Consider the following 24,505-nt stretch of genomic DNA (forward strand, 5'->3'; position numbering starts at 1 on the left):
TCCTTTATTTTGGAGGACTTCTAAGTTGATGTTTTGAAGCGTATGCGCTTTCCCGCGCATCGTGTACTTCACTAATCTTACGATAACTATATCCAAAAAGAACATAACAAGTTGTATCAAGCCGTGACGCAAGGGTCATGAAATTTTATTTAAGCTTTTCTTGCATTGATATTTTTAAGATTCAGCCACTAATAAGTAGATACTAAGAAATAATTGTTTCAATTCAAATTTTTAATAGTTTCGTTCTATTTTATATTGGAATTTAGCCTGAAAATTCAAGTTTTATTTGAGTATATTTTTGGTCAAAAATGTCAATAGAATAAAAAACTATGTATTGAATATCAAAAATAGAACACTGCATTTGAAAAGTGCAAACACGATTTGCATGCTTAATTTGTTATAATTTCACCAATTACTCATGTCTTTTATTAAAGGCAAATTAAAAAGACTTTAGGTAGTTTTATGATTAAGTGGATTATTTTGGCAATTTTTGTTGCTTCTGCACTGTATATCCAGCGTCGGGGCAAGGTTCGCCACACGTTTTATCGTCAATTTTTTGACCATTCAACAATTCTTGCACCCATTAACTTTCTAATGTACAAATTTTCGAAAGTGCCTAATCAGCCTTATATCGATACGCAACATTTTAAAGACTTGAAAGTGTTAGATGAAAACTGGGAAATGATTCGTGATGAAGCGAAAGCCTTGTATGAACAAGGTGGTATTAAGGCTTCTGAAAAATACGATGATTTAGGTTTTAACTCATTCTTCAAAACAGGGTGGAAGCGTTTTTACCTAAAATGGTACGATTCTGCGCATCCATCTGCTGCTGAACTTTGTCCAAAAACGACAGCACTTTTGAAAACCTTACCAAGTATTAAAGCTGCAATGTTTACAGAACTTGCGCCCGATAGCCGTTTAGTGCGACATCGTGATCCTTATGCAGGTTCATTGCGTTATCACTTGGGTTTAATGACGCCAAATGATGACCGTTGCTTTATTGATGTAGATGGTGAGCGCTATTCTTGGCGTGATGGTGAAAGTGTCGTTTTTGATGAAACTTATATTCACTATGCTGAAAATAAAACGGAACAGAACCGCATTATTTTCTTTGCCGATGTTGAGCGTCCTTTAAAGTCAAAAGTGATGGAACGTTTTAATCATTGGTTTGGTAAAAAAGTAATGACTGCTGCAAGTTCACCAAATGAATCGAATGATAAAACAGGTGGCTTAAATAAGGCATTTGGTTATATTTATCAAATTCGTGTTAAAGCCAAAGCATTGAAAAAAACCAATAAAGGTCTTTATTACTTCTTGAAGTGGTTCATTATTTTCGGATTATTCTTCCTGATTTTTGTTCGACCATATGTTTTTTAAAAAATTGTACTTTGTATGATATTAAAAGCGCTCCTAGGGGCGTTTTTTTATAACCGTTTTTTGTAATAGTGATTCATTTTGAGCATGTGGGATTATCGTATAGAATGAAGTAAAAGAAGGTGAATATTCATGCAAAAATTTAGATCAAAAAAAGAATGGTGGGTGTTGGCATTTATTGTTTGTATGACAGGCTTAATTATTCAATTGCTTGTAACGATGCAGGCGAAGGGGAATATAGCGGCATATCCTGTACATACAGCAACGTATGTTATTACGGTGTTTATTTTGTGGTGGCCGATCTTTAATACGCGTTATATTGTAGATGAAAAATATTTAACAATTCATTGCATGTTTTTAACGTGGAAAATTCAACTGACAGATATTCAACGAATTTCAAAGACAAATAATTCAGTTGCATCACCAGCGTTGTCGCTAGATCGTTTAAAAGTTGAATATACAAAAAATGGAGAAAACAAATTTATTTTGGTTTCTCCTAAGCAGCAAAAAGCATTTTGTGATGCTTTAAATATGCAATTAGCACCTTAAAATTTAAGTTTTAGTTCATCTCAATAATTTTAAAATGACCACCTTGATAATCTAATTCAAGGTGGTTTTTTTCTGGATGATTTAAAAAGTAAATAGCCAAAATGGGTTCGAGTTCTGTTCGAATTTTACGTGCTAAATGTCGTGCACCATACCGAATATCATGGTCTTTATAAAAGTATTCTTTGGCTTTTAAACTCAGTTGAATATTACGATTTTGGTGCTGTAAGCGTTTATTCAGTTTCTCTAATTCAATTTCAACTAAGCGTGGTAAGGCATCTTCTAAAACCGCTTGATAATGTAATGTGCGATCAATTCGATTTAAAAATTCAGGATCAAATTTACGTTGCATGACTTTTTCGATAATGGTTTTAGTCGGTACACGCTTTAAGCATAAGTTTTGAATTTTTTGTGGCAATACATTGAGTTTATCTAAATATTGTTGAGCAGCTTGCGCACCAATATTACTGGTCATGAAAATCATACAATTTCTAAAATCTATGGTTTTAGTACCAGCAGTTAACGTGAGTTTTCCTGTATCTAATACGTTCATTAGTCCACGAATAACTTCAGGCGAAGCTTTTTCAAGTTCATCAAATAGCATTATTCCCGGGCGAGTATGGCTGCCATTAATTGCCGTTTCATCAAATAAACTATGTCCTTCTTTAGAGCCAACATAGCCGGGAGGTGCGCCTGTGAGTGCGGCAGCATAATGTTCTTGAGCCAATGTATTCATATCAATACGGCAAAAGGCATCGGGTTGTCCATAAATTGCTTGAGCAATTAAGCGTACAGTTTCCGTTTTTCCTACACCTGTTGGACCAAGCATCAGCGTTACAGCAAGTGGGCGCTCTGGACTTGAAAAATCAGCTTTAACCACATGCAACATTTTTTCAATTTCATTGAGTGCATGGTCTTGTCCAATAATTTGTGAACGAAGCAATTCCATGACTTTGTTTGGTTCAAAGTGAAAGCGTGGCTGACCAATCAAACGATTTTTGTCAGATGTACGTAAAGTGGATGTGCTGGGTTGTACAACATGAATCGCAGAATTGGCTGTGGTCATTGTGGTTAAATCTCAAATCTCGCTATTTTGAGCATATCAAATTCGTGATTTATCACTCATAGTTTTTAGCAATCAGATCATCGTTAAAAGATTATATTTACGCATGATGATATTCAAAGTGACTTGAAATTTAGAGTCGAAACAGCACATCATGTAGCGATAGATTAAATCTAAATTAAGGCGCAGAGTGAACGAAAACGCACGAAATAATATTGAGAAAATTTTAGCGAATATGACCAATTTACCTGGTGTTTACCGCATGTTAGGTAAAGATGGTGAGTTGTTGTATGTCGGGAAAGCTAAGAATTTAAAAAATCGTGTATCGAGTTACTTTGTAAAAACCATTGAGCATCCGAAAACTCAAGCCTTAGTCGCTCGTATTTATGACATTGAAACGCTAATTGTCCGTTCTGAAACGGAAGCGTTATTGCTTGAACAAAACCTGATTAAACTGCATCGTCCGCCATATAATATTATGTTGCGGGATGATAAATCTTACGTTTATATCTTTGTTTCGGCAGATAAGCCTTATCCACGTATTGCAAGTGGGCGAGGTAAAGGTAAGCATCAAGTTGGTAAGTTTTTTGGACCTTATCCAAGTGCTTATAATGCACGTGATACTTTGGTTGTTTTACAAAAATTATTTAATGTTCGCCAATGTGAAAATAGCTATTTTTCACAGCGTAAACGCCCATGTTTGCAGTATCAAATTAAGCGTTGCTCTGCGCCGTGTGTAGGTTTAATTTCACCAGAAGAATATAAAGAAGATATTGATAACTCGATTCGTTTTTTGCAAGGTGATACCAAAGAATTAAACCAAGAATTAATTTCAAAAATGGAAGTAGCAGCAGAAGCTTTGGAATTTGAAAAAGCCGTTTTTTACCGTGATCGCATGGCATTACTTCGTGATGTTCAGGCACAACAGGCTATTTATAAAGTAAAAGGTGAGGCAGATATTATTGCCATTGCTTACCATGCAGGCGTGACATGTGTGCAAATTATGCATGTGCGTAATGGCAAAATGTTGGGTGGAAAAAGTTATTTTCCAGATATGCAAGGCGATGATTTAGGGCAAATGTTATCTGACTTTCTAGCCAACTTTTATTTCCAAGTTGCAGATGAAGTACCTACAGAACTCATTGTAAATACTGAAATTCCAGATAGAAAAGAACTAGAAGATGCATTGCATCAACACTTCGAAAAGAAAGTTCATATTAAGCATAATGTGCGTGAAACACGTGCAGAATGGCTCGAGCTTGCACAAATGAATGTGCAACATGCAATTAAAGGAAAACTTGCGAATCATTTTGAATTAAATGAGCGTTTTCATCAGCTTGAACAAGTGCTTAGCAGACCCATCGACAGCATAGAATGCTTTGATATTTCACATACGATGGGTGAGGAAACGGTCGCATCTTGCGTTGTTTTTGATAGTGGCGGTGCGCGTAAACGTGATTATCGTCAATTTTCTATTACAGATATTACCGCAGGCGATGATTACGCTGCGATGCGACAAGCTTTAACGCGTCGTTATAAAAAACATATGTTGCCCGATTTGCTACTTATAGATGGGGGCAAAGGGCAATTACATATGGCAATGGAAGTCATGCAAGAGCTAGGTTTAGAAGCCTTTATGGTGGGTGTTTCTAAAGGTGAGGGGCGTAAACCCGGCTTGGAAACGCTTCACTTTACAGATGGCGAAAAAATTCAATTAGCAGAAGACCATAAAGCGTTGCATTTAATTCAACAAATTCGGGATGAAGCACATCGTTTTGCGATTACTAAACATAGAGCTAAACGAGATAAAAAACGAGGCTCTTCTATACTTGAAGTGATTCCGGGTTTAGGGCCAAAACGACGACGTGATTTGTTAACACATTTTGGTGGTATACAAGGCGTGTTGAAAGCTTCTGAAAAAGACCTGACTTTGGTACCGGGTTTGGGAGATGTGATGGCGCGTACAATTTATAAAATTTTGCATGAGTAAGGCATAAATATCACAGAAAGCTTGGGGGTGTTTTCTTCGTGACACCGTTCGGGATTTCGTATAAAGTGAGCGCTATTAACGATGGATAAAACCTTAGCATTTATGTGAATTAAATTTTACATGAAGGGGAAAAATTGGCGATGTCTATGACCACAGGTCGAATCCTGAATATTCCGAATATATTAACCTTAGCGCGTATTGCTCTTATTCCTGTATTTTTATTGGTGGCATATTGGCCTCCTGCAATTGGTGTAAATGAGCATACTGGTGGTATGACTCGTCACTTAATTCTTACTGCAATTTTTGTTGTTGCTGCGGTAACAGACTGGTTTGATGGCTATTTGGCACGAACACTGAATCAAACATCTGCATTTGGGCGCTTTTTAGACCCTGTTGCAGATAAATTGATGGTGGCAGCCGCTTTAATTGTTCTTGTGCAATGGCAACCTTCTATTTCTATGGCATTTGCTGCAATTGTGATTATTTCACGTGAAATTACAGTTTCTGCATTACGTGAATGGATGGCAGAACTTGGCGCACGTACAAATGTTGCGGTATCTACAGTGGGTAAATATAAAACTGCATTCCAAATGATTGCAATTTCAGTATTTTTACTGAATTGGCCGCCTTTAGAAATGTTGGCATATGCATTGTTATACACTGCTGTTGTTCTAACTTTATGGTCAATGTTTATTTATTTAAAAGCAGCTTGGCCGTACCTGAAGCAGCCTTAAAAGATTTTGTAAAAAGCTCCGAAATATCGGAGCTTTTTTTATTTCTTTCAATTGCGTAGTGAATTAACTATGCGTTTCTTCTTCAGCGTCATCTTCAAAGGTTTTGGCAATTTTTTCAATATTTAAGCTCTTCGCCATCGCATCAAAAATTTCCTTATAAACACCATCTTGATGATAAAGCGCATCGTGTTCGCCATGTTCTGCAATTGCACCATCTTTCATCACATAGGTGTAATCGGCATCAATAATTTGCGACAAGCTATGTGAAATCATAATCACAGTTCGCCCTTGTTTAATCTCATCTAAGCTTTGTTTAATTTGCTCGCTTGCAATAGCATCTAAACTTGCTGTTGGTTCGTCTAAGAAAATAATTGGTGGATTTTTCAAGAACATTCGCGCTAAGGCAATACGCTGTTGTTGACCGCCTGAAAGCATTAAAGCATCTGCATCGTAACCATTTGGGAGTTGTAATATTTGCTCATGAATAGATGCTTTTTTTGCCGCAATAATGACTTCTTCTAAAGTCGCATTGGTTTTGCCATAACGAATATTTTCGAAAATTGAACCTTGGAAAATATGATTCTTTTGTAAGACTAATCCAATATGTTCACGTAAATAATGCGTATCTATATCTTGAAGATCTATGCCGTCGATACAAATTTTTCCATCTTTAGGTTCATAAAACTTATCAAGCAAACTAATGAGGGTCGATTTTCCTGCACCCGATAAGCCAACCAATGCGGTAATTTTATTGGGACGAATTTCCATGTTAATGTTCTTTAAAGCATGGTGCCCATTTGGATAGTAAAAGTTGACATTTTCAAGGGTAAACTTGCCTTGAATCGCTGGTTTTTGTGATCCGCTTGATTCAATTTCATGGTCTGCTTCTAATATATTGAAGAAGCTTTCTGAGTAAATCATGGCGTCATTAACTTCATCATAAATACGATGCAATGAGCGAATAGGCGCAGATACGTTATTGAATAACAAAACATGATACATAATCATGCCAATACTCATTTGTCCATCAAGCACAAAATAAGCTGTAAGAATAATAATGAGCACAATGCCAATTTGTTCAATAAAGGTTTTTAAGCCATCAAATAAGAAACTCACTTGGCGAGTTTGCATTTGATTGTCGGTTAGTTCTTTTTGTAATTTAAGTTGTTTCGATGACTCAATGCTTTCACGGTTAAATGATTTAATGACCGTAATTGAGTTGATAATTCCTAAAATGCCTTGGCTCTTTTTCTCACGTCCATCACGTAAATTACGTCGCCATCCTCCAAGTTTTTGTGCTTGTTTATAGGTAAGCCAAAAGTAAATAGGTACAATAATTGTTGCGACCAAGCCCACATAAAAATTGGCATAATACATTAAACCTAAAGCGACAAAAGCACTGGTAAATAAAGGTAAAATATCAATAAAAAAGATTTGAACTAAACGAGTAAGTGAGCCAATCCCACGGTCTATTCGGGTTTGCAGTTTACCTGCCTGATTATTATCTTCATTGAAAAATGACAGTCGGTAAGTGAGGAGCTTTTCAATAATGCCTTGTGCTAAATCTTGTGAAACAAAGATTCTTAATTTTTCGCCATAAAACTTTTGTCCAAATTGAACGAAGGCATTTAATATTTCCTTACCCAATAATATTGCGGTAATTGTAATTAAAATATGCCAACCTTCACTTAAGCCCAAGCCTGCTTCTACAAGTTTATTAATGCTGTCTACGGCATATTGAAGCGTAAGTGCATTCACCTGAGCGGTTAGAGAGCCAATAAGCGTAAGAATGAGTGTTGCAATAACAAGAAGTCTATATGGTCGAACAAATGGTCTTAGTTTTTGAAAGAGATGCCACAAATTCATAATGAATAATTCTTATTTTTAAACATGAATTTAAGTCTATTCCTGAATGTGAATTTCGACAAGTTAGCTTGATGTTTTGATTTGTGAATGAGCAATGCGTTAAGCTCAATTGAAAGCCTAGAAAATAATTTAGAAATGAACTTTGAACTATTTGAACCCGACTATAAAGAAAATATTTTACCTTGCGATGGCGTGGTGAAAGATTTTGGTTTGATTTTAAATACAGAACAAAGCGAGAAATATCTACAATATTTTCTACAGCATTTAGCATGGAAAAATGACGAAGTTCATTTACATGGAAAGTACTTTAAAACAGATCGAAAAATTGCTTGGTATGGCGATGAACATTTTCAATATCAATATTCAGGTACTTTAAAAGAAGCTTTTGTGTGGAATGCAGGATTATTTCGTTTGAAGCAATATATTGAGCAATTAGTTGGACACTCTTTTAATTCGTGCTTGGCAAACTTATATGAAAATGGAACACAAGGCATGGGATGGCACAGCGATAATGAATTAGCGTTGTCACCGAAAACAGGCGAGGAAACAGTTATTGCTTCTTTGAGTTTTGGCGCTACGCGTAAGTTTAGTTTTAAGCATAAATTTAAAGATCATAAAGTTGATATGTTGCTACAAAGTGGACAACTTATTGTTATGCGTGGGCAAACCCAAAAATATTGGAAGCATGCTTTAATGAAATCGACCAGAATTTTAGAACCTAGAGTAAATTTAACATTTCGATATTTTTATCCAAATTCAGAAGCATAAAAAAGCCCACATAAACGTGGGCTTTTGCATTTATATGTCATTGGTTCTAGCTTAGAGTTTCTGAGATGTTCATAGAGCTAGCAACTTTTTTCTCAATTAACTCTGCATTTTCCTGCAAAATTGTAATGAGTTTTTGCAAGTTCACAAATTCAAAGCGATTTTTAGAAGCCAAAAGTGTTAATGCTAATGGTGCTTCTTTTGTTGAAAACTTAATAGGAACAGAAACAGCAGCAATATTTGGATCGAGCTCGCCATTTGAAAAATAATATCCTTGTTTCTTAATTTTTTTCATTTTCATTAAGAAATCATCTGCACTGTGCGCGAAATCGACTTCGGCAAGTTGCTTAGAAAAGCGTTGGTAATAATCTAAAATTCCTTGCTTTGGTAAATGCGCAATCATAATTTTTGCAGATGAACTGACAAAAACTGGGCGAGGGCAACCACGACCATATGAAAGTAACGATGCATTTTTATAAACTTCATCATGAAGGTCTATACAAGAATCATAATTTAAGTGTGTGAGTAAGCAGGAAAATTCAGTACGTTCTACAATTTCGCGCATAAAAGGGATGCTAATTTGTACTAAAGGATCTGTTGTGCGAGAAATATAATCGAGTACGGCAATTTTTGAACCAAGCGTGTAGTCGCCAGATGTACCACTAATTCTTTGTAATAATTCAGCTGATACGAGTTCTTTTAAGTAGCGGTAACTTGTTGGTTTAGATAAACCAAGCTCCTCACTAATAATATCGACATTAATAATTGGGCGAGATAATGAAAAAAGATCTAAAACTGTGAGAATTTTACCGAAACTGGAAATTGCCATAGTTACCTACTTAGTTGAAATTAGAGAACATCTGAACAAGAGTTACTATATATCAAAAATATAAAGATCGAACATTAATTCGCATAAGTGTCTTTTAAAACTATTTTTAGATATTCGAAAATAAGAAAAAATAAATAAAAGAGCAGGAAAAAACAAATAAAACGTTATAAATTATCACTATAAGATATTATGTATTGACATATTTGTAGAAATTTGAAAAAATTGCTTTGAAAATATCTAATCGCGCATAAACAACCATTTATTATTTTGTAGGGTTATAAAGTAATTTTAGCTTTAGTTGTATTTACTGATGTGATTTAGCTGCTTCTTTTCTTCGAATAATCTTTAAGGTCTTTGCAGTTGTAAAGATGATTTGACGCTATATATTTTTATATATGGCGCGCTGAAGTGACCTTAAAAGAAGCATTGTCATAATATTTAGAGAAAAAAAATATGTTGCTGACTAAACAATTACTTGCATTTCGTCCAAATAAAATGGATTGGATTTTTGCGATTAAAACGTTTTTGGCAGGTATGCTTTCACTATATGTGGCATTTTCTTTAGATTTAGCCTATCCAATTTGGGCTATTGGAACGGTATTTGTTATTGCTAATCCATATTCTGGAATGACATCTTCAAAAAGCATTTACCGAATATTTGGAACGTTATTGGGTGTTGTCGTTTCTGTTGTAGTTACACCATTGCTTATTAATACGCCGTTAATATTTACATTGTTTTTAGCATTTTGGGTTGGTTTTTGCCTTTATATTTCATTGTTAGATCGAACACCACGAAGCTATGTGTGTATGTTGGCGGGTTATACCACAGTCATTATTTGCTTTAACATTATTTATAGTATTGATAACAGTTCTGTATTTGATATGGCTGTTGGGCGCTTTTTAGAAATTACCGTGGGCGTAGTGTGTAGTGCTATTGTGACAACGACTATTTTTCCAATGCATATTGGTCCTGCGGTAAAAGTACGTGTGACCAAAGCACTTCAAGATACGAAAATATTATTTGAAAAAATATTAATAGATGAAAAAGAATTAGAAAACTATAGCGCTGTATTGAGCAATATTGCACGAGATATTGCTGATATTCATGTGATGGCGGTACATCTTAGTTATGAAAAGTCTACTTTAAAAGGAATGACAAAACCTTTACAGGAAATGCTACATCAGCTCAGCATGCTTGTAACAAATTTGGTTGCAATGGCGGAACGAATTAAGCAGTTAGATCAAATTGATTTGAAATATCGGGAAAAATTAAAAGTAGCAAATAAACATATTATTCAGTTTTTAGAGCAAGACGTAGATATCTCTGAAGCACAAATAAATGCTTTACCTAATAGTTTTGAACAAGATTTTTCAGAAATGTCTGCAATCGCAACATCTAAACAGCAAATTATTCTTTTAAGTTTAAAAATGGATGTTCGCCATTTTATTCAAAATGTCCGTGCTATTAAATTAATTTGGAAACGTATTCAAAGAGGAAATGCTGTATTACCTCAAAGTGTTGCACCTTTAACTACAAGTTATCCTAGTTTACATCGTGATCATGGTGTGGCACTTCGAGGTGGAGTTTCCGCATTTTTAATTGTGATTATTGCAACTACATTTTGGATTGTGAGTGGTTGGAAAGCAGGATTTATGCTTGCTGAAATGGCTGCAATAAGTGCATGTATTTTAACTTTTATGGATAACCCAGTTCCTGCATTGAAGGTGTTTATACGTGGAAATATATATGCAGGAATTCTTGTTTTTATTTATGCCTATGGCATTTTTCCAAGTATTACTGAATTTTGGCAATTATGCTTAGCACTAGCACCGTTTATTATTTATTGCTTAATGATGTTTCCTCATCCGCCATTAATGGGTTTGGCTCTGCCAGTTTTAATGGGAACCATCATGGGGCTAAACCTTCATAATCATTACACTCTAGATCAAATTTCATTTTTTGATGCTTCTATAGCAACAGTTATTGGTCCAATTATTTCGGTTTATGTGATTCATTTGGTTCGTGCAATGTCACCCGATATTACGGCAAAACGTATTTTAGCTCTGCATTACAAAGCCATTCGGCAAGCTCTATATATTCCGTATGGGGTGAGTTTTAGAATTCATTTGCGTGGCATGTTGGACAGAATAGGTATTTTGAATACAAAAGTCGTTCAGTCAGATGCACTAAAACAAGATATTAATTTTGCACTTATTGAATCGAGTGCAGTAATTGACCTAACTCGTATTCAAGAGCTTATGAATAAAATGGATACTCGGCTTGAAATTTTCCAAAGTTTGACGCGATTACAATCAGATTTAGATGACTATTTCCTCTTTAAAGAATTACATCAAACAGAAAATAAATTTCGAAACAATTTACTTAAAACTATTCAAAACATAAAACAACAAGCTACTGAATTAGAAGATGTAGATATTTCACAGCGTATAAAAATTTCACTCAATAATATTCAAAGTAGTTTATGTCATGCATCCTTTGATGAAACTACACAAGCACATTTGGTAGGAGCGTAAAAATGGGTGAACTCAATATATATGGTGTTTATGTGCCCACACTTCTTATTCAAAGTGTGTTTGCTTATGGATTGTTACGCTTGGTGATGTTAGGTACAGATCCTTTAATTGAAAAAGGATGGATACCGTTACCAAGCATTTTTTACTTATGTCTTTATGTCATTTTGCTATGGCTAATTCATTGGGGTTTTATCGTGTGTTCTGTTTAAACGCACAATTAATTGAAGTGAGCGAGGTAAAGTGAAAAATGACATCTTTAAATTTGCGTAAAATCATAAGACCACTTGGTTTTTTAATTGTTGTAATTCTCGCAGTATTGGCAATGATGCATATTTGGAATTATTACAATGCAGAGCCGTGGACCCGTGATGGGCGTATTCGTGGAGATGTAATTCAAGTGTCTTCAGATGTTTCAGGTCTTATTACAGAAGTTTTAGTACAAGACAATCAAACTGTTAGAAAAGGACAGGTGTTATTTAAAATTGATGTTGCACGTCAAACACTTGATGTAGAGCAAGCTAAATCTGATCTTGCAAAAGCAAAGGCAAGTTTGGCTGCTGCTGAAGCAGCGTTATTACAAGCAAAAGCAAATATAGTGAAATCACAAGCCAATACTCTTTTGGCAGATAAAAATGCAAGTCGATATTCTGATTTGATGAATGGTGCAATTTCCAAACAAGAGCAAGATCAAATATTTGCACAGAAAGATCAATCACATGCTGAGCATGCACAAATGCAGGCGGCACTTGAACAAGCGAAAGCGAATATAGCGCAGCAAAAAGCTTTAATTGAGGTTGCTACAAGTAATCTACATTTAGCACAATTAAATTTGGATCGTTCTGAAGTGGTTGCACCTGCTAATGGAACATTATCTAACTTTGAATTAAAAGAAGGTAATTATGTAAAAGTAGGTCAGGCTGTTGCAGCATTGGTTGATCGTGAGCAGTTGTATGTTGTGGGCTATTTTGAAGAAACAAAACTGAATAAAATTTTTGTGGGTGCGCCAGCTTCTATTCAATTAATGGGTGATTCACATAAATTGAAAGGGCATGTTCAAGGGATTGCTTCTGGTATTGAAGATAGAGAACGCACTTCTACCACAGGCCTATTGGCAAATGTAAATCCAACTTTCAGTTGGGTGCGTTTGGCACAACGTGTTCCTGTAAAAATTGTTTTAGATGAAATATCTAAAAATGAGTTGGCATTTGTGGCAGGTCGTACAGTCACTGTGCATATTTTAGAAGATAAAAAATAAAAAGCCTTTTTACTACACTTCAATAAAAAGCATCCCAATTTGGATGCTTTTTTATAACTAAATTAATATTTAAGGAGTTAAACCTTCAGGGTTTCGATACCAACTTTCAATGAATAAAGCTGCTGCAATACTATCTGCTGACAGTTTTTTGCCACGACCTTGCGCTTGGTAATGATCCAGTTCATCGCGTGCTTCACGAGTTGTTAAACGCTCATCAACCATTAAGGTTTCAATGTTTGTTTGATGACGTAAACGACGTGCAAATTTACGCGCACGCGTTGAAAGTTCAGATTCAGTATCATCCATATTTAAAGGTAGACCGACTAAAAATAACGTCGGTTGATACTGTTTCAAAATTTTTAAAAGCTCATCCCAATTTGGAATGCCATCTTTCATTGGAAATAAAGCAAGGGGATTGGCACTTTCAATCAGAGATTGACCAACGGCCATTCCCATTTTTTGAGTACCAAAGTCGAACGCCATAATCATTTGTGGCGCAGATAAATCAGGCATGACCAATCTCGGAAGATAACCATGTACGGTCTACGCCCATTTTCTTATAGGCAGCATCCCAACGGTCGTCATAAGGTAAGTTAAAAATTAAATCCATATCGGAATCGCAAATGAGCCAATCACCACGTGCAATTTCTTGCTCTAATTGGTTTTTGTCCCAACTTGCATAGCCTAACGCAACTTGGTAACGACCAACACCTTCATTATGCGCAATTGCATCTAAAATATCTTTAGAGGTGGTAATACACACATTTTCACCAATCGCTATTGAAGAATGCCAAGTTGGTTGACCTGTATGTAAAACGAAGCCAGCTTCAGGGCGTAAAGGACCACCTTGTAAAACTTCATGCGGATTTACATGATCTGCTTCAATATCGAGATCATTTAAAAGTTCTTTAATTTGAAGACCTGATGGGCGGTTGATGATAATTCCTTGAGCACCATCTTTATCGTGACGAGCTAAATAGATGACGGTATTTGCAAAGAATTCATCATCCATATCTGGTGGAGCAATAAGACAACGATGCATCAAATATTGTTTCGGCACCTAGGCTGCTCTCCTTATTTTATTGTTCAAATGTCATTTAACTTACACGTTACAAGAGCTTTGATGTTTCAACAAATGATTTCTCATCTATTTCAAACGACTTAAGCAGGTTGAAACTTTAATTGACGAAGTTGTTTTGCATGTTGCAATGTAGTTTCGTTAATTTCGATACCACCTGTCATGCGAGCAAGTTCTAAAACGCGATCATCTTCTTCTAAGTCTAAAATTGTGCTGCTTGCTGGGTCAGTTTGGCGTTTTTTCACAAGTAGATGTTGATCTGATTGTGCTGCAACTTGCGCTTGATGCGTAATACATAAAATTTGAACGTGCTGTGCCAAACCTGCAAGTAAACGTCCAACTATTTCTGCTGTACCACCGCTAATACCAACATCAATTTCATCGAATACCAAAACTTCAGATTCAGTTTTTTCCGCATTCATAACTTGCATAACAAGGGCAATACGCGACAATTCACCGCCAGAAGCAACACGAGCTAAAGGTTGAGGTGGTATACCTTTATTGGCTGTAAATAGAAGTTGAATGAAGCTTAAACCTTCACTTGATGCTTGTTCTAAAGGTTCAAACTTAAACTCAAAATGAGCTTCAGGAAGTGCAAGTTGTTTGACTTGTTCTGTTAAATGTTTTGCTAAAGGAAGTGAGGCTTCACGACGAATATCATCTAAATGCTGTGCTTTTCCTAAGAAGTCTTGATGTGATGCCTCAACTTGTTCAGCTAAAGTTTCAGGATCTTCAAGCTGATGAAGCTGTTCTAATTCAGTTTGCCAAGCTTCATATTCTTCTTTCAGTGTTTCAGGTTGCGTTCTATATTTACGCGCTAAACGATGGAAAACTTCCAATTTAGAGTTTAACTCTTCCATGCGTTCAGGGTCGAAACTTTGCTTGTCGATGAAATGACGTAAATTAGACGTTGCATCATCTAATTCACTTTGCGCATTGACTAAAGATGTATAAATTTCAGATAGTTTTTCACTACGCCCAGAATGTGATTCTAAGCGTCTTAAAATAGAAGCAACTTCTTGATTAATATTTTGTTCAGCATCATCTAAAGCCGTTAAACCGTAACCGCAATCTTGCATGATATGTTCGTGATGGCTTAAGCGGTCAAACTCTTGTTCAATTTCGCTATAGTCCACTTGAACAACTTCTTCAAGCTCTTCAAGTTGAAGATTAAGCGTATCAATACGTTGTTTACGTGTCGCTTGAGCGTCTAATGCTGCTTGATGTTGACGAATATCTTTTTGCCATTTGCTATAAGCATCTCGAACAGCTTGAGCAGGGGCATGAAAATTACTATAACGATCTAACCAATGTTTAGGATAAGGCGGTTCTAAAAGTTGTTGTTGGCTGTGTTGGCTATAAAGTTGAACCAATAATCGTCCAATTTCTTTTAATTCAGACAAACTGCTTGGTCTGCCATTAATCCATGCTTTACTACGACCTGTTGCAAAAATTACGCGACGTAAGTGAATTTCGCCTGACTCATCATCTAGTTCTTGTTCTTTTAACCAAAGTGCTTCTGCGCTGCCATCTTTATAGCTGAATGTTGCGGTTACATCTGCTTTTTCAGCACCATAACGCACATAGTTGGTATCTGTTCTTTCGCCAAGACATGCCGAAAGTGCATCAAGCAATAAAGATTTACCTGCGCCTGTTTCACCTGTTAAGACGTTGAAACCTTCTTCAATATCAATGGCTAAGTGTTCGGCTAAGGCAAAATTAATCAGAGTTAAATGTGTCAGCATAAACGCATCCAAGCTGCGGAAAGTTTGAGTTAAAGGTCGTCAAATTTTGTTTTTGTCACAAGACCCTATTAATTCTATCTTAAAATAGTGCTAAAAATAATACTTCTTAGAATTAAAACAGACCTTTAAAAATAAGAGATTACCTTTTAAATATACGCTATAAAGTGAGTTTAAATCTTATTTTTTTCATCACTTTTAAATATCTCTTTGTAAAAATATTGGCAATTTAACCGTTTTATCAATTTTAAAGTCTTAGCGTTTAACTCATTCAAAGAACATAAATTTAAACATGATTGTCATTCAAATTTTCACTAAAAATATGTTTTAAACTTTGGTGGGGATTGTTAAAAAAGTGATTTGTACTTATTGTATAGTTGCTTTAAAATTTCATGAAATTGGGGTGGGCAAGCAAAGACAAAAGCATAATTTATGCTTAAGTTTGAAGCGTGTTAGTTTACCTAAAAGAGATTGATTGGTTCGTGTTAAACGAATCAATTCAAAATATAAAACGCGTTACTTGGAGAATACGCATGTCAGCTCAGTTTGATCATGTATCGGTGGTAAAAAAATCTAATGTCTACTTCGATGGTCTGTGCGTAAGTCATACAGTTCAATTTGAAGATGGCACGAAAAAAACTTTGGGCGTGCTTTTACCAAGTAAGCAAGAATTAACTTTTGAAACTCATGTTCCTGAGCGTATGGAAATTGTTTCAGGCGAATGTCGTGTACGTATTGCAGACAGCGAAGAAAGTGAATTGTTCCGTGCAGGACAATCATTTTACGTGCCTGGCAACAGCCGTTTCAAAATTGAAGCAGATGAAGTTGTAGATTATGTTTGCCACTTAGGTGGTTAATTACTAAATCAAGAATCAAGCAAAGAAATTTCAACCTAAATCGGTTAAACTATTGCTTCAGCATAAATCCTGTAAAGTCTGCTTTGCAGGATTTTTCTTTTTGTATTGTCAGTCAAATGTTAGAGGTCGTTCATGGCAAAAACTGAATATTTTTATGGCGTTCACTCGGTGGAGTCATTGTTGGAGCTTGAGCCAGAGCGAGTTTTAACTTTATTCGCTTTAAAAGGGCGTGATGATCAGCGTTTAAAACGCGTTCTTGAGTTGGCAGAGCCTTTTGGTATTAGCGTTCAGCAAGCAAGCCGAGATAAATTGGAAAAACTAGCAGGTCAGCCATTCCATCAAGGTGTTGTTGCTGCTGTTCGTGCTCATCCAACTTTAAATGAAAAAGATCTTGAAGTGCTTTTAAATGAAAAGCCACAAGTACTTTTACTTGCGCTTGATCATATTACAGATCCGCATAATCTTGGTGCATGTATTCGTACTGCGGCTGCAATGGGCGTTGAAGCAGTGATTGCTCCACGTGATCGTTCTGCAACATTAACTCCAACAGCGCGTAAAGTAGCTGCGGGTGGTGCAGATAAAGTGAAGTTCATTCAAGTGACTAATTTGGCGCGTACTTTAGGTCAAATGAAAGATGACTTTAATGTGCGTGTAGTAGGCACAATGCTTGATGAAAAAGCATTACCTGTTCAGCAATTTGATTTCACAGGTACGGGCATTTGTATTGTGATGGGTGCAGAAGATACAGGATTGCGCCCAATTACGCAGTCTCAATGTGATCAAACCGTTTATATTCCTATGGCAGGAAACTTGCAGAGCTTAAACGTAAGCGTTGCAACAGGTATGGCTTTGTATGAAGCTTGCCGTCAACGTAATGTTTAATTTTTAAAGCTGAGCGTAAATGACACCAAGAACACAAGGCTATTTATACGTCCTGATCACCATGGTGATTTGGGGTGGTTTCACTTTAACATCTAGACTAAATGTGAAATGGGGAATTGAAGCGTGGGATATTACAGCGCTACGTTTCGCTTTAGCTTTTGTGATTTTGGTGCCTATCTTAATTTATAAGAAAGATCTCGCTTTTTTATGGAAAAAAGAGCCATTTATTCTTGCCATGATTGGTGGGGTTGGTTATTGCTTAACAGCTTATACGGCATTTCATTACGTGCCTGCTGCACATGCCGCAATCTTCTTAAATGGCTTTATTCCTTTATGTACAGCATTTGCAGGATTCTTAATCTTTAAGCATGCCTTCGATAAGCATACATGGCTCAGTGTCATTATTATGCTTGCCTCTATTAGTGCGATGAGTTTTCTCATGTATAGAGAAACAGGTATTGCCTTTGGTTTTGGCGATTTCCTTTTTATTTTGAGTGCAATGTGGTGGGGTATTTTCTCTGTACTGTTAAGACAGTGGAAATTATCTGCATGGCACGCAATGTCAGGTGTCGCAATTTGGTCGGCAATTGTTTATTTACCTATTTATTTGCTGTTCTTACCTAAACATTTATCTGAACCTGAGCCAATACATCTTGTATTACAAACTTTATTTCACGGTATTTGTGTCGTGATTATTGCAACTATTACTTATGTTGAAGCGATTAAACGCTTAGGTGCATTTAAAACTGGAAGTATTGTCACACTTGCGCCATTTCTTGCTGCGGTTATTGCTGTTCCTGTACTTGGAGAGCCGTTAAGTTTAGCAATTGTATGTGGTCTAATTGGAATGGCAATTGGTGCATTGCAACCTTGGCGATGGTTTGGTCGAAAAGACAGTTTACAAAAGCAACTTGAGCAACAAAAAAAGCAGTCTAATTAAGACTGCTTTTTTGATAGCGCTAAATATTTTTCATGTAATGGAATCAATTGTTTATACAAATGATCTAAATGACCATCATTTAGCACAATATCATTGGCACGTTTTTGTTTTTCAATACGTGGCATTTGCACGTGAATGATATTTTTAATTTGTTCGATATTTTGCCCATCACGCTGTGATGCACGTTGAATTTGTAGCTCTTCAGAAGCATCGATAAGTAACGTACGATTCGTTAATTCATGTTGATTCGTTTCAAATAGAAGTGGAGAAACTAAAACGACATAAGGGCTTTGTGCTGCATTTAACTGCTGAATAATATTATTTCGAATAGCAGGATGTGTAATGCTTTCTAAGGCTTTACGTGCAGTTGGTTCTTTAAAAATATGTTCACGCAAAGCACGTCGATTGAGTTCACCATTATCAAGGAGAACCCAATCTCCAAATGTTTTCTGAATTTGAGTTAAAGTAGGCTGTCCAGGCATTACAACTTCGCGAGCGACAATATCTGCATCTACCACAACAATATTTTGAGATTCAAACCACTGACTTGCAGCCGATTTTCCACTTCCAATACCGCCTGCTAAACCCAAAATGAACGACATATTTAACCTAGCTGACCTAAATATAATTGCATGATTTTTTCACCCCAAAGAAAGGCAATCCAACCTGCTATCGCAATATAAGGGCCAAAAGCAAAAGGAAGATTTTCCTTGCGAACTTTCATTAGAATAATACCAATAATAGCACCAACCAACGATGAAAGTAGTACGATGAGTGGGAGCATCATTGGTCCCATCCACGCACCTAAAGCTGCAAGTAATTTAAAATCGCCATAACCCATACCTTCTTTGCCTGTGACTAATTTAAAGATGTAGTACACAATCCAAAGACATAAGAAGCCAATGATATAGCCCCAAATTGCTGAAGTGGGAGATGTATAAAGTGCAAAGCTGTTTATACCTAAGCCAAGTGCAGCTAAGGTAAGAGTATATCGATCTGGTAAAAGTTGGGTGTCAAAATCAATAAATGTGAGGGTAATTAAAACCCAGGTAAATACCAAAGCAAATAACATTTGAAGTGTAGGGCCAAATACTGCAACAACTATAAGTGATGCAACAGCAGTTAACACTTCAATAAGTGGGTAGCGAATGCTAATTGGGTTTTGGCAGCTCCCACATTTTCCTTTTAAAGCAAGCCAACTAATTACAGGAATATTCTGATACCAACGAATAGGGGATTGGCATTTTGGGCAGGTTGAATCAGGCTTACTTAATGTAATTTTTGATTCATCAATAATTGGTTGTTCAGGATGTAATAAGAATTGGCAATCTGTACGCCATTCTTGTTCCATCATTTTAGGCGTTCTATAAATAACAACATTTAAAAAACTACCAATGCATAAACTAAAAACTCCAACTGCAATATAAAGTGCAGTTGGATTTAAAATAAAATAAGAGATTAATTCGTGCATTAAACAACAGAACCCATTTGGAAAATTGGAAGGTACATGGCAATTACAAGACCACCAACTAGTACACCAAGAACAGCCATAATTAATGGCTCCATCATTGCTGTTAAGCCATCTACGGCATTATCAACTTCATTTTCGTAGTGTGTTGCAACTTTTTCTAACATTGAATCGAGCGCACCGGATTCTTCACCAATAGCGACCATTTGTATTGCCATTGATGGGAAAACGTTAGTTGCGCGCATGGCAAATTGAAGTTGTTGACCTGTTGAGACATCTTCACGAATTTTCATTACAGCTTCTTCATACACAACGTTGTTTGTTGCACCCGCTGTCGATTCCAATGCATCAATCAGAGGTACACCTGCGGCAAAGGTTGTTGCAAGTGTACGGCTGTAACGTGCAATAATTGCTTTATAAACAAGATCACCAAAAATTGGGGCTTTTAATGCCATTTTGTCTAAAAGATCTCGGAATTTTTTACTGCGTTTTTTCGCCTCAGTTAATCCAATTACAGTAGCAGCGATACCAATAATTAAAATGTACCAATAGCTTTGCATCCATTCAGACATGTTTACTACCATTTTGGTAAATGCAGGTAAATCTGCACCAAAAGATGTAAATAGCTCTTCAAAAACAGGTACAACTTTAACCATCAAAATAATGGTAACTACAAAAGCAACGACTACAACTGTGAGCGGATACTTCATAGCTTTCTTAATTTTTTGTTTTAAAAGCTCACTTTTCTCTTTGTATATAGCTACACGGTCTAGCATGGTTTCAAGCGCACCAGATTGTTCGCCCGATTCAACAAGTGAGCAAAAAAGTTTATCAAAATATTGAGGATATTTTTTAAGTGCGCCAGCAAAAGTATTACCACCTTCAACTTCACCTTTAATACCCAATACGACTTCGCGCATAGCAGGGTTATCTAAGCCCTCAGCAACAATTTCAAAACTTTGAACTAAAGGAACACCTGCTTTCATCATGGTAGCAAGTTGGCGAGTGAAGATCGTAATATCTAATGTTGTTACTTTCTTTTTAAAGACACTTTCGAGAATATTCTTTTTCTTTTCTCGAATGGATTTAATCGTAATTCCTTGTTTTCGCAGGGTGACTTTAGCTAAAGCCATATTGCGAGCTGGAATTTCCCCTTTAAGTTTAGCCCCTTTGCGGTCAACTCCTTCATATATGAAGGTGGGCATCATCTGTGCTTTTTTGACAGCCATGTGTCGTTATCCTTATTTTAAATCTTTATTTACTCACTCGTCACACGATTTACTTCTTGTAAAGAAGTTACCCCTTGCATGACTTTTATTAAACCAGAACGGCGTAAGTTTCTAAAACCTGCTTTTTCAGAGGCTTCTGCAATTTGAAGTGCATTACCATCTTCCATAATAATTTTTGAAATTTCTGGTGTAACTTTCATTACCTCATAAATACCTACACGTCCTTTATAACCTTCACGACACTCAGAACAGCCTACAGGTTGATAAATTTTAGTTTCTGGATCAGCTAAGTCTTCTGTAGTGAATCCTAGTTCTAATAAGCTTTGTTCTGGAATGTCGGCAGGAGCTTTGCAGTGGGAGCATAAACGACGTGCTAAACGTTGTGCAATAACAAGGTTAACAGATGTTGCAATATTGAAAGATTGAACGCCCATATTTCTTAAGCGCGTTAATGTTTCAGGTGCGCTGTTTGTATGTAGTGTGGACATTACCATATGACCTGTTTGTGCTGCTTTAATTGCAATTTCAGCTGTTTCAAGGTCACGAATTTCCCCGACCATAACAATATCTGGATCTTGACGAAGAAATGATTTAAGTGCCGCAGAGAAGGTTAAGCCAATTTTATTATTAACGTTAACTTGGTTAATACCTTCTAAGTTAATTTCGACAGGATCTTCGGCTGTTGAAATATTGGTATCTTCACGGTTTAGAATATTCAAACCTGTATATAAAGATACCGTTTTACCCGAACCAGTAGGACCTGTAATTAATAGCATGCCTTGAGGTTTATCAAGTGCATCCATGAAAAGTTCTTTTTGATCAGGCTCATAACCCAAAGCATCAATACCCAACATCGCACTAGATGGATCTAAAATACGAAGTACGAGTTTCTCACCAAATAAGGTTGGGAGTGAGTTAACACGGAAGTCGATAGCTTTTGTTTTTGAGATTTTTAATTTAATACGACCATCTTGCGGAACACGCTTTTCTGAAATGTCCATTTGTGACATTACTTTTAAACGTGATGCTAAACGGTTTGCTAACTGTAGTGGGGGAGTTGCAATTTGACGTAATACACCATCTACACGGTATCGAACACGATAAGATTTTTCATAGGGTTCAAAGTGTAAATCTGACGCGCCCATACGAATAGCATCAATTAAGAGTTTATTGATATATTTTACAATTGGAGATTCATCACCTGTTGGGTCTTCATCTTTTTGATTTTCTTGATTAGGATCAACTTCTTCAACATCTAAATCGAACTCATCATCACTAAACTCAAAGTTCCCTGTATCTGCAAATAAATTTTCAATAAGTTTATCTAGTTTATCAAACTCGACAATAACAGATTCAACATTCATTTTACTGTTAAAGCGAATGGCATCTATCGCTTCTATATTTGTGGGATTACTGGTTGCCACATATAGAAGATTACCTCGGTTAAAAATAGGTAAAACACGATGTTTTATTATAAGTTTTTCATCAACAGCATCTTTTGCGAGCATATCTGTGTTGTATACAGATAAGTCGAAAATAGGTTCACCAAATTCTAAAGCAATAGTCTCAGCAATGGTGAGTGAAGAAACTTTTAAATTTTGGGTCAAATAAGGAATGATATCTTGATTGGCTTTTTTTGCATTGATGATGGCATTTTGCATTGATGTAGCATCAACAACCCCATCTTCAACAAGGCGTCGAATAAAACCGGTGAATTTCGGCGTAGATTGTATGACTGACATCCCCAAGGTCCTTTCAAAAATAATGTTTATAATTGGTATTTTAAAATTATACTTTTGTTACGTAAAAATGCCACAGCTAAAATGAATATCCTTTAGTAAGTCTTATATATAAGTGTGAGCTATTTATGAAAAAATACTAAAACTGTAAGTTGGTAGGTTGGTGCGTGAAAATTAAATTATAAAGTCATAGATTAAAAGTCATATAAATTTTTAAGCACAAATAATTTTTACGTGTAGAATGTGCTCGGTTTAAAAATAGTTTTTTTGTAGGTTATTGTATGTCGGGTTCAACGATTACGCCGTGGGTAGTTGGTAATTGGAAAATGAATCCAATGCAAGCCGATGCTCAGCAACTTATTCAAAATTTCAAGGGTTTATTGGATATTACTCCAATTGAATCTGCTAAATGTCATATTGGTGTTGCACCTGTGACTTTAGCACTAACGACAGTACAGTCTGTCTTAAGTGATTCTAACCGTGAGATCTACACTGTTGCACAAGATGTTTCTCGTATTGCAGGAACAGGTGCTTATACAGGTGAGGTAAGTGCTGAATTATTAAAAGATAGTCAAATTGGCTATGTTTTAGTTGGGCATTCTGAACGTCGTGAAATTTTTGGCGAAACTGCTCAAATTCTTAATGAAAAAATTAAAAATGCTCTAAATGCAGGTTTGACAGTTATTTATTGTGTGGGTGAAAGCCTAGAACAACGTGAAAGTGGTCAAGCTGAGCAAGTCGTGTTACAACAAATTTGCGATATTGCAACGGTTGTGGAAGCAGAACAGTGGCACAATATTGTTATTGCCTACGAGCCTATTTGGGCAATTGGTACAGGAAAAACAGCTTCTCCTGACGATGCACAAACAATGCATGCACAAATTCGTGAAGGTTTAAGCCAAATTACGGCATATGGGAAAAGCATGGCGATCTTGTACGGTGGTAGTGTTAAACCCGAAAATGCAGTAGAGTTAGCAGCCTGTTCAGATATCAATGGTGCGCTTGTAGGTGGTGCATCATTAAATGCAGAGTCTTTCCATAAAATTGCTCTAGCATTTGCAAATACAAAATAATTAGGAGTTCAGCATGCATACATTTGTGCTGGTAGTACATATTATCTTAGCCATTTTAATGATTGGCTTGATTTTAGTTCAACATGGTAAAGGTGCAGATGCAGGTGCTTCATTTGGCGGTGGCGGTGCAGCAACAGTTTTTGGTGCATCTGGTTCGGGTAATTTTTTAACTCGTTTAACTGCTGTTTTAACCGCATTGTTTTTTGTTACAAGCCTTACACTGGCTGTGTTTGCGAAGAAACAAACAACAGACTCTTATAGTCTAAAAACAGTAAACACAACAACCTCTGTTCCAGCAACATTGCCTGAAAGTTCACCAAACACAACGAAAACTGGCGAATAATCTTATTTAAGCCTTTCTTTTTCTGTTTGATGCGACTAGAATGCCACTCTGCTGCGGTGGTGGTGGAATTGGTAGACACGCTACCTTGAGGTGGTAGTGCTTTCGGGCGTGGGGGTTCAAGTCCCCCCTTCCGCACCAACTTTAATCCAGAAATTAAGTTGGTGTTAAGCGGCAAATTTGTTGATGCGGGATGGAGC

23 protein-coding genes and 1 tRNA gene are annotated in these 24,505 nt (G+C 36.3%); 14 read left to right on the forward strand and 10 right to left on the reverse strand.

Translation table 11 applies throughout. The annotated features are described in order from the left end of the window. Nucleotides 1-462 precede the first annotated feature (462 nt). On the forward strand, nucleotides 463-1,377 hold the full coding sequence (lpxO, locus tag SKM54_RS10010; RefSeq protein ID WP_321095271.1) for a lipid A hydroxylase LpxO: 915 nt from the start codon (nucleotides 463-465) through the stop codon (nucleotides 1,375-1,377). Between the two features lie 129 nt (nucleotides 1,378-1,506). Continuing rightward, on the forward strand, nucleotides 1,507-1,923 hold the full coding sequence (locus SKM54_RS10015) for a PH domain-containing protein (protein WP_154771993.1): 417 nt from the start codon (nucleotides 1,507-1,509) through the stop codon (nucleotides 1,921-1,923). A 10-nt stretch (nucleotides 1,924-1,933) separates the two neighbouring features. Here the strand turns inward: SKM54_RS10015 and SKM54_RS10020 are convergent, their stop codons facing one another. Next, complete coding sequence (locus SKM54_RS10020; RefSeq protein ID WP_154771994.1) at nucleotides 1,934-2,986, reverse strand: AAA family ATPase; 1,053 nt, start codon at nucleotides 2,984-2,986, stop codon at nucleotides 1,934-1,936. A gap of 187 nt (nucleotides 2,987-3,173) precedes the next feature. Between SKM54_RS10020 and uvrC the strand changes: the two genes are divergently transcribed. Both uvrC and pgsA read left to right on the forward strand, forming a co-directional pair. Further along, nucleotides 3,174-4,973: an excinuclease ABC subunit UvrC gene (gene uvrC / locus SKM54_RS10025; protein WP_321089290.1), complete on the forward strand. Its 1,800-nt coding sequence runs from the start codon at nucleotides 3,174-3,176 to the stop codon at nucleotides 4,971-4,973. 146 nt (nucleotides 4,974-5,119) lie between these two features. After that, entirely contained in the window at nucleotides 5,120-5,707 is a 588-nt protein-coding gene (gene pgsA, locus SKM54_RS10030) for a CDP-diacylglycerol--glycerol-3-phosphate 3-phosphatidyltransferase (RefSeq protein WP_154772061.1), read from the forward strand. A 63-nt stretch (nucleotides 5,708-5,770) separates the two neighbouring features. Here the strand turns inward: pgsA and SKM54_RS10035 are convergent, their stop codons facing one another. Then, nucleotides 5,771-7,573, reverse strand: coding sequence for an ABC transporter ATP-binding protein (locus SKM54_RS10035; RefSeq protein ID WP_321095272.1), 1,803 nt, complete (start codon nucleotides 7,571-7,573; stop codon nucleotides 5,771-5,773). A 135-nt stretch (nucleotides 7,574-7,708) separates the two neighbouring features. Between SKM54_RS10035 and SKM54_RS10040 the strand changes: the two genes are divergently transcribed. Then, nucleotides 7,709-8,341, forward strand: coding sequence for an alpha-ketoglutarate-dependent dioxygenase AlkB family protein (locus SKM54_RS10040; RefSeq protein WP_154772062.1), 633 nt, complete (start codon nucleotides 7,709-7,711; stop codon nucleotides 8,339-8,341). A 46-nt stretch (nucleotides 8,342-8,387) separates the two neighbouring features. Here SKM54_RS10040 and SKM54_RS10045 read toward each other — a convergent pair whose 3' ends face one another. Beyond that, nucleotides 8,388-9,167 carry an IclR family transcriptional regulator gene (locus SKM54_RS10045; protein WP_321087851.1) on the reverse strand — a complete coding sequence of 260 codons (780 nt, stop codon included), beginning with the start codon at nucleotides 9,165-9,167 and terminating at the stop codon, nucleotides 8,388-8,390. A gap of 453 nt (nucleotides 9,168-9,620) precedes the next feature. On the opposite strand from SKM54_RS10045, the gene SKM54_RS10050 reads away from it, so the two are divergent. Genes SKM54_RS10050 through SKM54_RS10060 form a run of 3 tightly spaced genes read left to right on the forward strand, consistent with a single transcriptional unit; the run spans nucleotide 9,621 to nucleotide 12,957 of the window. Beyond that, nucleotides 9,621-11,702: an FUSC family protein gene (locus tag SKM54_RS10050; protein WP_321095273.1), complete on the forward strand. Its 2,082-nt coding sequence runs from the start codon at nucleotides 9,621-9,623 to the stop codon at nucleotides 11,700-11,702. A 2-nt stretch (nucleotides 11,703-11,704) separates the two neighbouring features. Beyond that, nucleotides 11,705-11,911, forward strand: coding sequence for a DUF1656 domain-containing protein (locus SKM54_RS10055; protein ID WP_321095274.1), 207 nt, complete (start codon nucleotides 11,705-11,707; stop codon nucleotides 11,909-11,911). Nucleotides 11,912-11,949: 38 nt separating this feature from the next. Beyond that, nucleotides 11,950-12,957, forward strand: coding sequence for an HlyD family secretion protein (locus SKM54_RS10060; protein WP_321095275.1), 1,008 nt, complete (start codon nucleotides 11,950-11,952; stop codon nucleotides 12,955-12,957). A 69-nt stretch (nucleotides 12,958-13,026) separates the two neighbouring features. Here SKM54_RS10060 and ruvX read toward each other — a convergent pair whose 3' ends face one another. The 3 genes from ruvX to recN form a co-directional block, all read right to left on the reverse strand. Then, nucleotides 13,027-13,470 carry a Holliday junction resolvase RuvX gene (gene ruvX / locus SKM54_RS10065; RefSeq protein WP_321087852.1) on the reverse strand — a complete coding sequence of 148 codons (444 nt, stop codon included), beginning with the start codon at nucleotides 13,468-13,470 and terminating at the stop codon, nucleotides 13,027-13,029. Next, nucleotides 13,463-14,017: a YqgE/AlgH family protein gene (locus tag SKM54_RS10070; RefSeq protein ID WP_171501198.1), complete on the reverse strand. Its 555-nt coding sequence runs from the start codon at nucleotides 14,015-14,017 to the stop codon at nucleotides 13,463-13,465. The genes ruvX and SKM54_RS10070 overlap by 8 nt, the downstream gene beginning before the upstream one ends. Nucleotides 14,018-14,118: 101 nt before the next feature. Further along, the gene (gene recN / locus SKM54_RS10075) at nucleotides 14,119-15,780 is read right to left on the reverse strand and encodes a DNA repair protein RecN (RefSeq protein ID WP_321092054.1); all 1,662 of its coding nucleotides are present in this window, start codon (nucleotides 15,778-15,780) and stop codon (nucleotides 14,119-14,121) included. 530 nt (nucleotides 15,781-16,310) lie between these two features. Here recN and ppnP point away from each other — a divergent pair. The 3 genes from ppnP to SKM54_RS10090 all read left to right on the forward strand — a co-directional run bounded on the left by ppnP (nucleotide 16,311) and on the right by SKM54_RS10090 (nucleotide 18,456). Continuing rightward, nucleotides 16,311-16,634 carry a pyrimidine/purine nucleoside phosphorylase gene (gene ppnP, locus SKM54_RS10080; RefSeq protein WP_154772002.1) on the forward strand — a complete coding sequence of 108 codons (324 nt, stop codon included), beginning with the start codon at nucleotides 16,311-16,313 and terminating at the stop codon, nucleotides 16,632-16,634. 132 nt (nucleotides 16,635-16,766) lie between these two features. Further along, the gene (gene rlmB, locus SKM54_RS10085; protein WP_321092057.1) at nucleotides 16,767-17,516 is read left to right on the forward strand and encodes a 23S rRNA (guanosine(2251)-2'-O)-methyltransferase RlmB; all 750 of its coding nucleotides are present in this window, start codon (nucleotides 16,767-16,769) and stop codon (nucleotides 17,514-17,516) included. Between the two features lie 19 nt (nucleotides 17,517-17,535). Beyond that, a complete protein-coding gene (locus SKM54_RS10090; RefSeq protein ID WP_321092059.1) occupies nucleotides 17,536-18,456 on the forward strand; it encodes a DMT family transporter in 921 nt (306 codons plus the stop codon). On the opposite strand, the gene coaE is transcribed toward SKM54_RS10090, so the two are convergent. Genes coaE through pilB form a run of 4 tightly spaced genes read right to left on the reverse strand, consistent with a single transcriptional unit; the run spans nucleotide 18,453 to nucleotide 22,895 of the window. Further along, nucleotides 18,453-19,058 carry a dephospho-CoA kinase gene (gene coaE / locus SKM54_RS10095; RefSeq protein WP_248103370.1) on the reverse strand — a complete coding sequence of 202 codons (606 nt, stop codon included), beginning with the start codon at nucleotides 19,056-19,058 and terminating at the stop codon, nucleotides 18,453-18,455. The two genes, SKM54_RS10090 and coaE, sit on opposite strands and share 4 nt — an antisense overlap. A 2-nt stretch (nucleotides 19,059-19,060) precedes the next feature. Continuing rightward, entirely contained in the window at nucleotides 19,061-19,927 is an 867-nt protein-coding gene (locus tag SKM54_RS10100; RefSeq protein ID WP_282441558.1) for a prepilin peptidase, read from the reverse strand. Beyond that, nucleotides 19,927-21,153 carry a type II secretion system F family protein gene (locus tag SKM54_RS10105; RefSeq protein ID WP_154772007.1) on the reverse strand — a complete coding sequence of 409 codons (1,227 nt, stop codon included), beginning with the start codon at nucleotides 21,151-21,153 and terminating at the stop codon, nucleotides 19,927-19,929. Before SKM54_RS10105 ends, SKM54_RS10100 begins: the two co-directional genes overlap by 1 nt. A gap of 29 nt (nucleotides 21,154-21,182) precedes the next feature. Then, the gene (pilB, locus tag SKM54_RS10110) at nucleotides 21,183-22,895 is read right to left on the reverse strand and encodes a type IV-A pilus assembly ATPase PilB (protein WP_311918164.1); all 1,713 of its coding nucleotides are present in this window, start codon (nucleotides 22,893-22,895) and stop codon (nucleotides 21,183-21,185) included. 278 nt (nucleotides 22,896-23,173) lie between these two features. On the opposite strand from pilB, the gene tpiA reads away from it, so the two are divergent. From tpiA to SKM54_RS10125, 3 genes are all read left to right on the forward strand, one after another. After that, entirely contained in the window at nucleotides 23,174-23,965 is a 792-nt protein-coding gene (tpiA, locus tag SKM54_RS10115; RefSeq protein ID WP_321087856.1) for a triose-phosphate isomerase, read from the forward strand. 13 nt (nucleotides 23,966-23,978) lie between these two features. Then, nucleotides 23,979-24,308: a preprotein translocase subunit SecG gene (gene secG, locus SKM54_RS10120; RefSeq protein ID WP_321087857.1), complete on the forward strand. Its 330-nt coding sequence runs from the start codon at nucleotides 23,979-23,981 to the stop codon at nucleotides 24,306-24,308. 53 nt (nucleotides 24,309-24,361) lie between these two features. Next, a tRNA-Leu gene (locus SKM54_RS10125) sits at nucleotides 24,362-24,446 on the forward strand. Nucleotides 24,447-24,505 lie beyond the last annotated feature (59 nt).

This window comes from Acinetobacter faecalis (assembly GCF_034187745.1).
In the GTDB taxonomy this organism is placed as follows: domain Bacteria; phylum Pseudomonadota; class Gammaproteobacteria; order Pseudomonadales; family Moraxellaceae; genus Acinetobacter; species Acinetobacter faecalis.

Excerpts from the sequence above, each read along its gene's own strand:
- coaE (WP_248103370.1), bottom strand. The coding sequence starts at position 19,058 with ATGTCGTTCATTTTGGGTTTAGCAGGCGGTATTGGAAGTGGAAAATCG.
- SKM54_RS10100 (WP_282441558.1), bottom strand. The coding sequence starts at position 19,927 with ATGCACGAATTAATCTCTTATTTTATTTTAAATCCAACTGCACTTTAT.
- SKM54_RS10050 (WP_321095273.1), top strand. The coding sequence starts at position 9,621 with ATGTTGCTGACTAAACAATTACTTGCATTTCGTCCAAATAAAATGGAT.
- ruvX (WP_321087852.1), bottom strand. The coding sequence starts at position 13,470 with ATGCCTGATTTATCTGCGCCACAAATGATTATGGCGTTCGACTTTGGT.
- secG (WP_321087857.1), top strand. The coding sequence starts at position 23,979 with ATGCATACATTTGTGCTGGTAGTACATATTATCTTAGCCATTTTAATG.
- SKM54_RS10015 (WP_154771993.1), top strand. The coding sequence starts at position 1,507 with ATGCAAAAATTTAGATCAAAAAAAGAATGGTGGGTGTTGGCATTTATT.
- lpxO (WP_321095271.1), top strand. The coding sequence starts at position 463 with ATGATTAAGTGGATTATTTTGGCAATTTTTGTTGCTTCTGCACTGTAT.
- SKM54_RS10060 (WP_321095275.1), top strand. The coding sequence starts at position 11,950 with ATGACATCTTTAAATTTGCGTAAAATCATAAGACCACTTGGTTTTTTA.
- SKM54_RS10040 (WP_154772062.1), top strand. The coding sequence starts at position 7,709 with ATGAACTTTGAACTATTTGAACCCGACTATAAAGAAAATATTTTACCT.
- SKM54_RS10105 (WP_154772007.1), bottom strand. The coding sequence starts at position 21,153 with ATGGCTGTCAAAAAAGCACAGATGATGCCCACCTTCATATATGAAGGA.
- SKM54_RS10090 (WP_321092059.1), top strand. The coding sequence starts at position 17,536 with ATGACACCAAGAACACAAGGCTATTTATACGTCCTGATCACCATGGTG.
- recN (WP_321092054.1), bottom strand. The coding sequence starts at position 15,780 with ATGCTGACACATTTAACTCTGATTAATTTTGCCTTAGCCGAACACTTA.
- SKM54_RS10055 (WP_321095274.1), top strand. The coding sequence starts at position 11,705 with ATGGGTGAACTCAATATATATGGTGTTTATGTGCCCACACTTCTTATT.
- pgsA (WP_154772061.1), top strand. The coding sequence starts at position 5,120 with ATGACCACAGGTCGAATCCTGAATATTCCGAATATATTAACCTTAGCG.
- pilB (WP_311918164.1), bottom strand. The coding sequence starts at position 22,895 with ATGTCAGTCATACAATCTACGCCGAAATTCACCGGTTTTATTCGACGC.
- SKM54_RS10035 (WP_321095272.1), bottom strand. The coding sequence starts at position 7,573 with ATGAATTTGTGGCATCTCTTTCAAAAACTAAGACCATTTGTTCGACCA.
- SKM54_RS10020 (WP_154771994.1), bottom strand. The coding sequence starts at position 2,986 with ATGACCACAGCCAATTCTGCGATTCATGTTGTACAACCCAGCACATCC.
- tpiA (WP_321087856.1), top strand. The coding sequence starts at position 23,174 with ATGTCGGGTTCAACGATTACGCCGTGGGTAGTTGGTAATTGGAAAATG.
- ppnP (WP_154772002.1), top strand. The coding sequence starts at position 16,311 with ATGTCAGCTCAGTTTGATCATGTATCGGTGGTAAAAAAATCTAATGTC.
- SKM54_RS10045 (WP_321087851.1), bottom strand. The coding sequence starts at position 9,167 with ATGGCAATTTCCAGTTTCGGTAAAATTCTCACAGTTTTAGATCTTTTT.
- rlmB (WP_321092057.1), top strand. The coding sequence starts at position 16,767 with ATGGCAAAAACTGAATATTTTTATGGCGTTCACTCGGTGGAGTCATTG.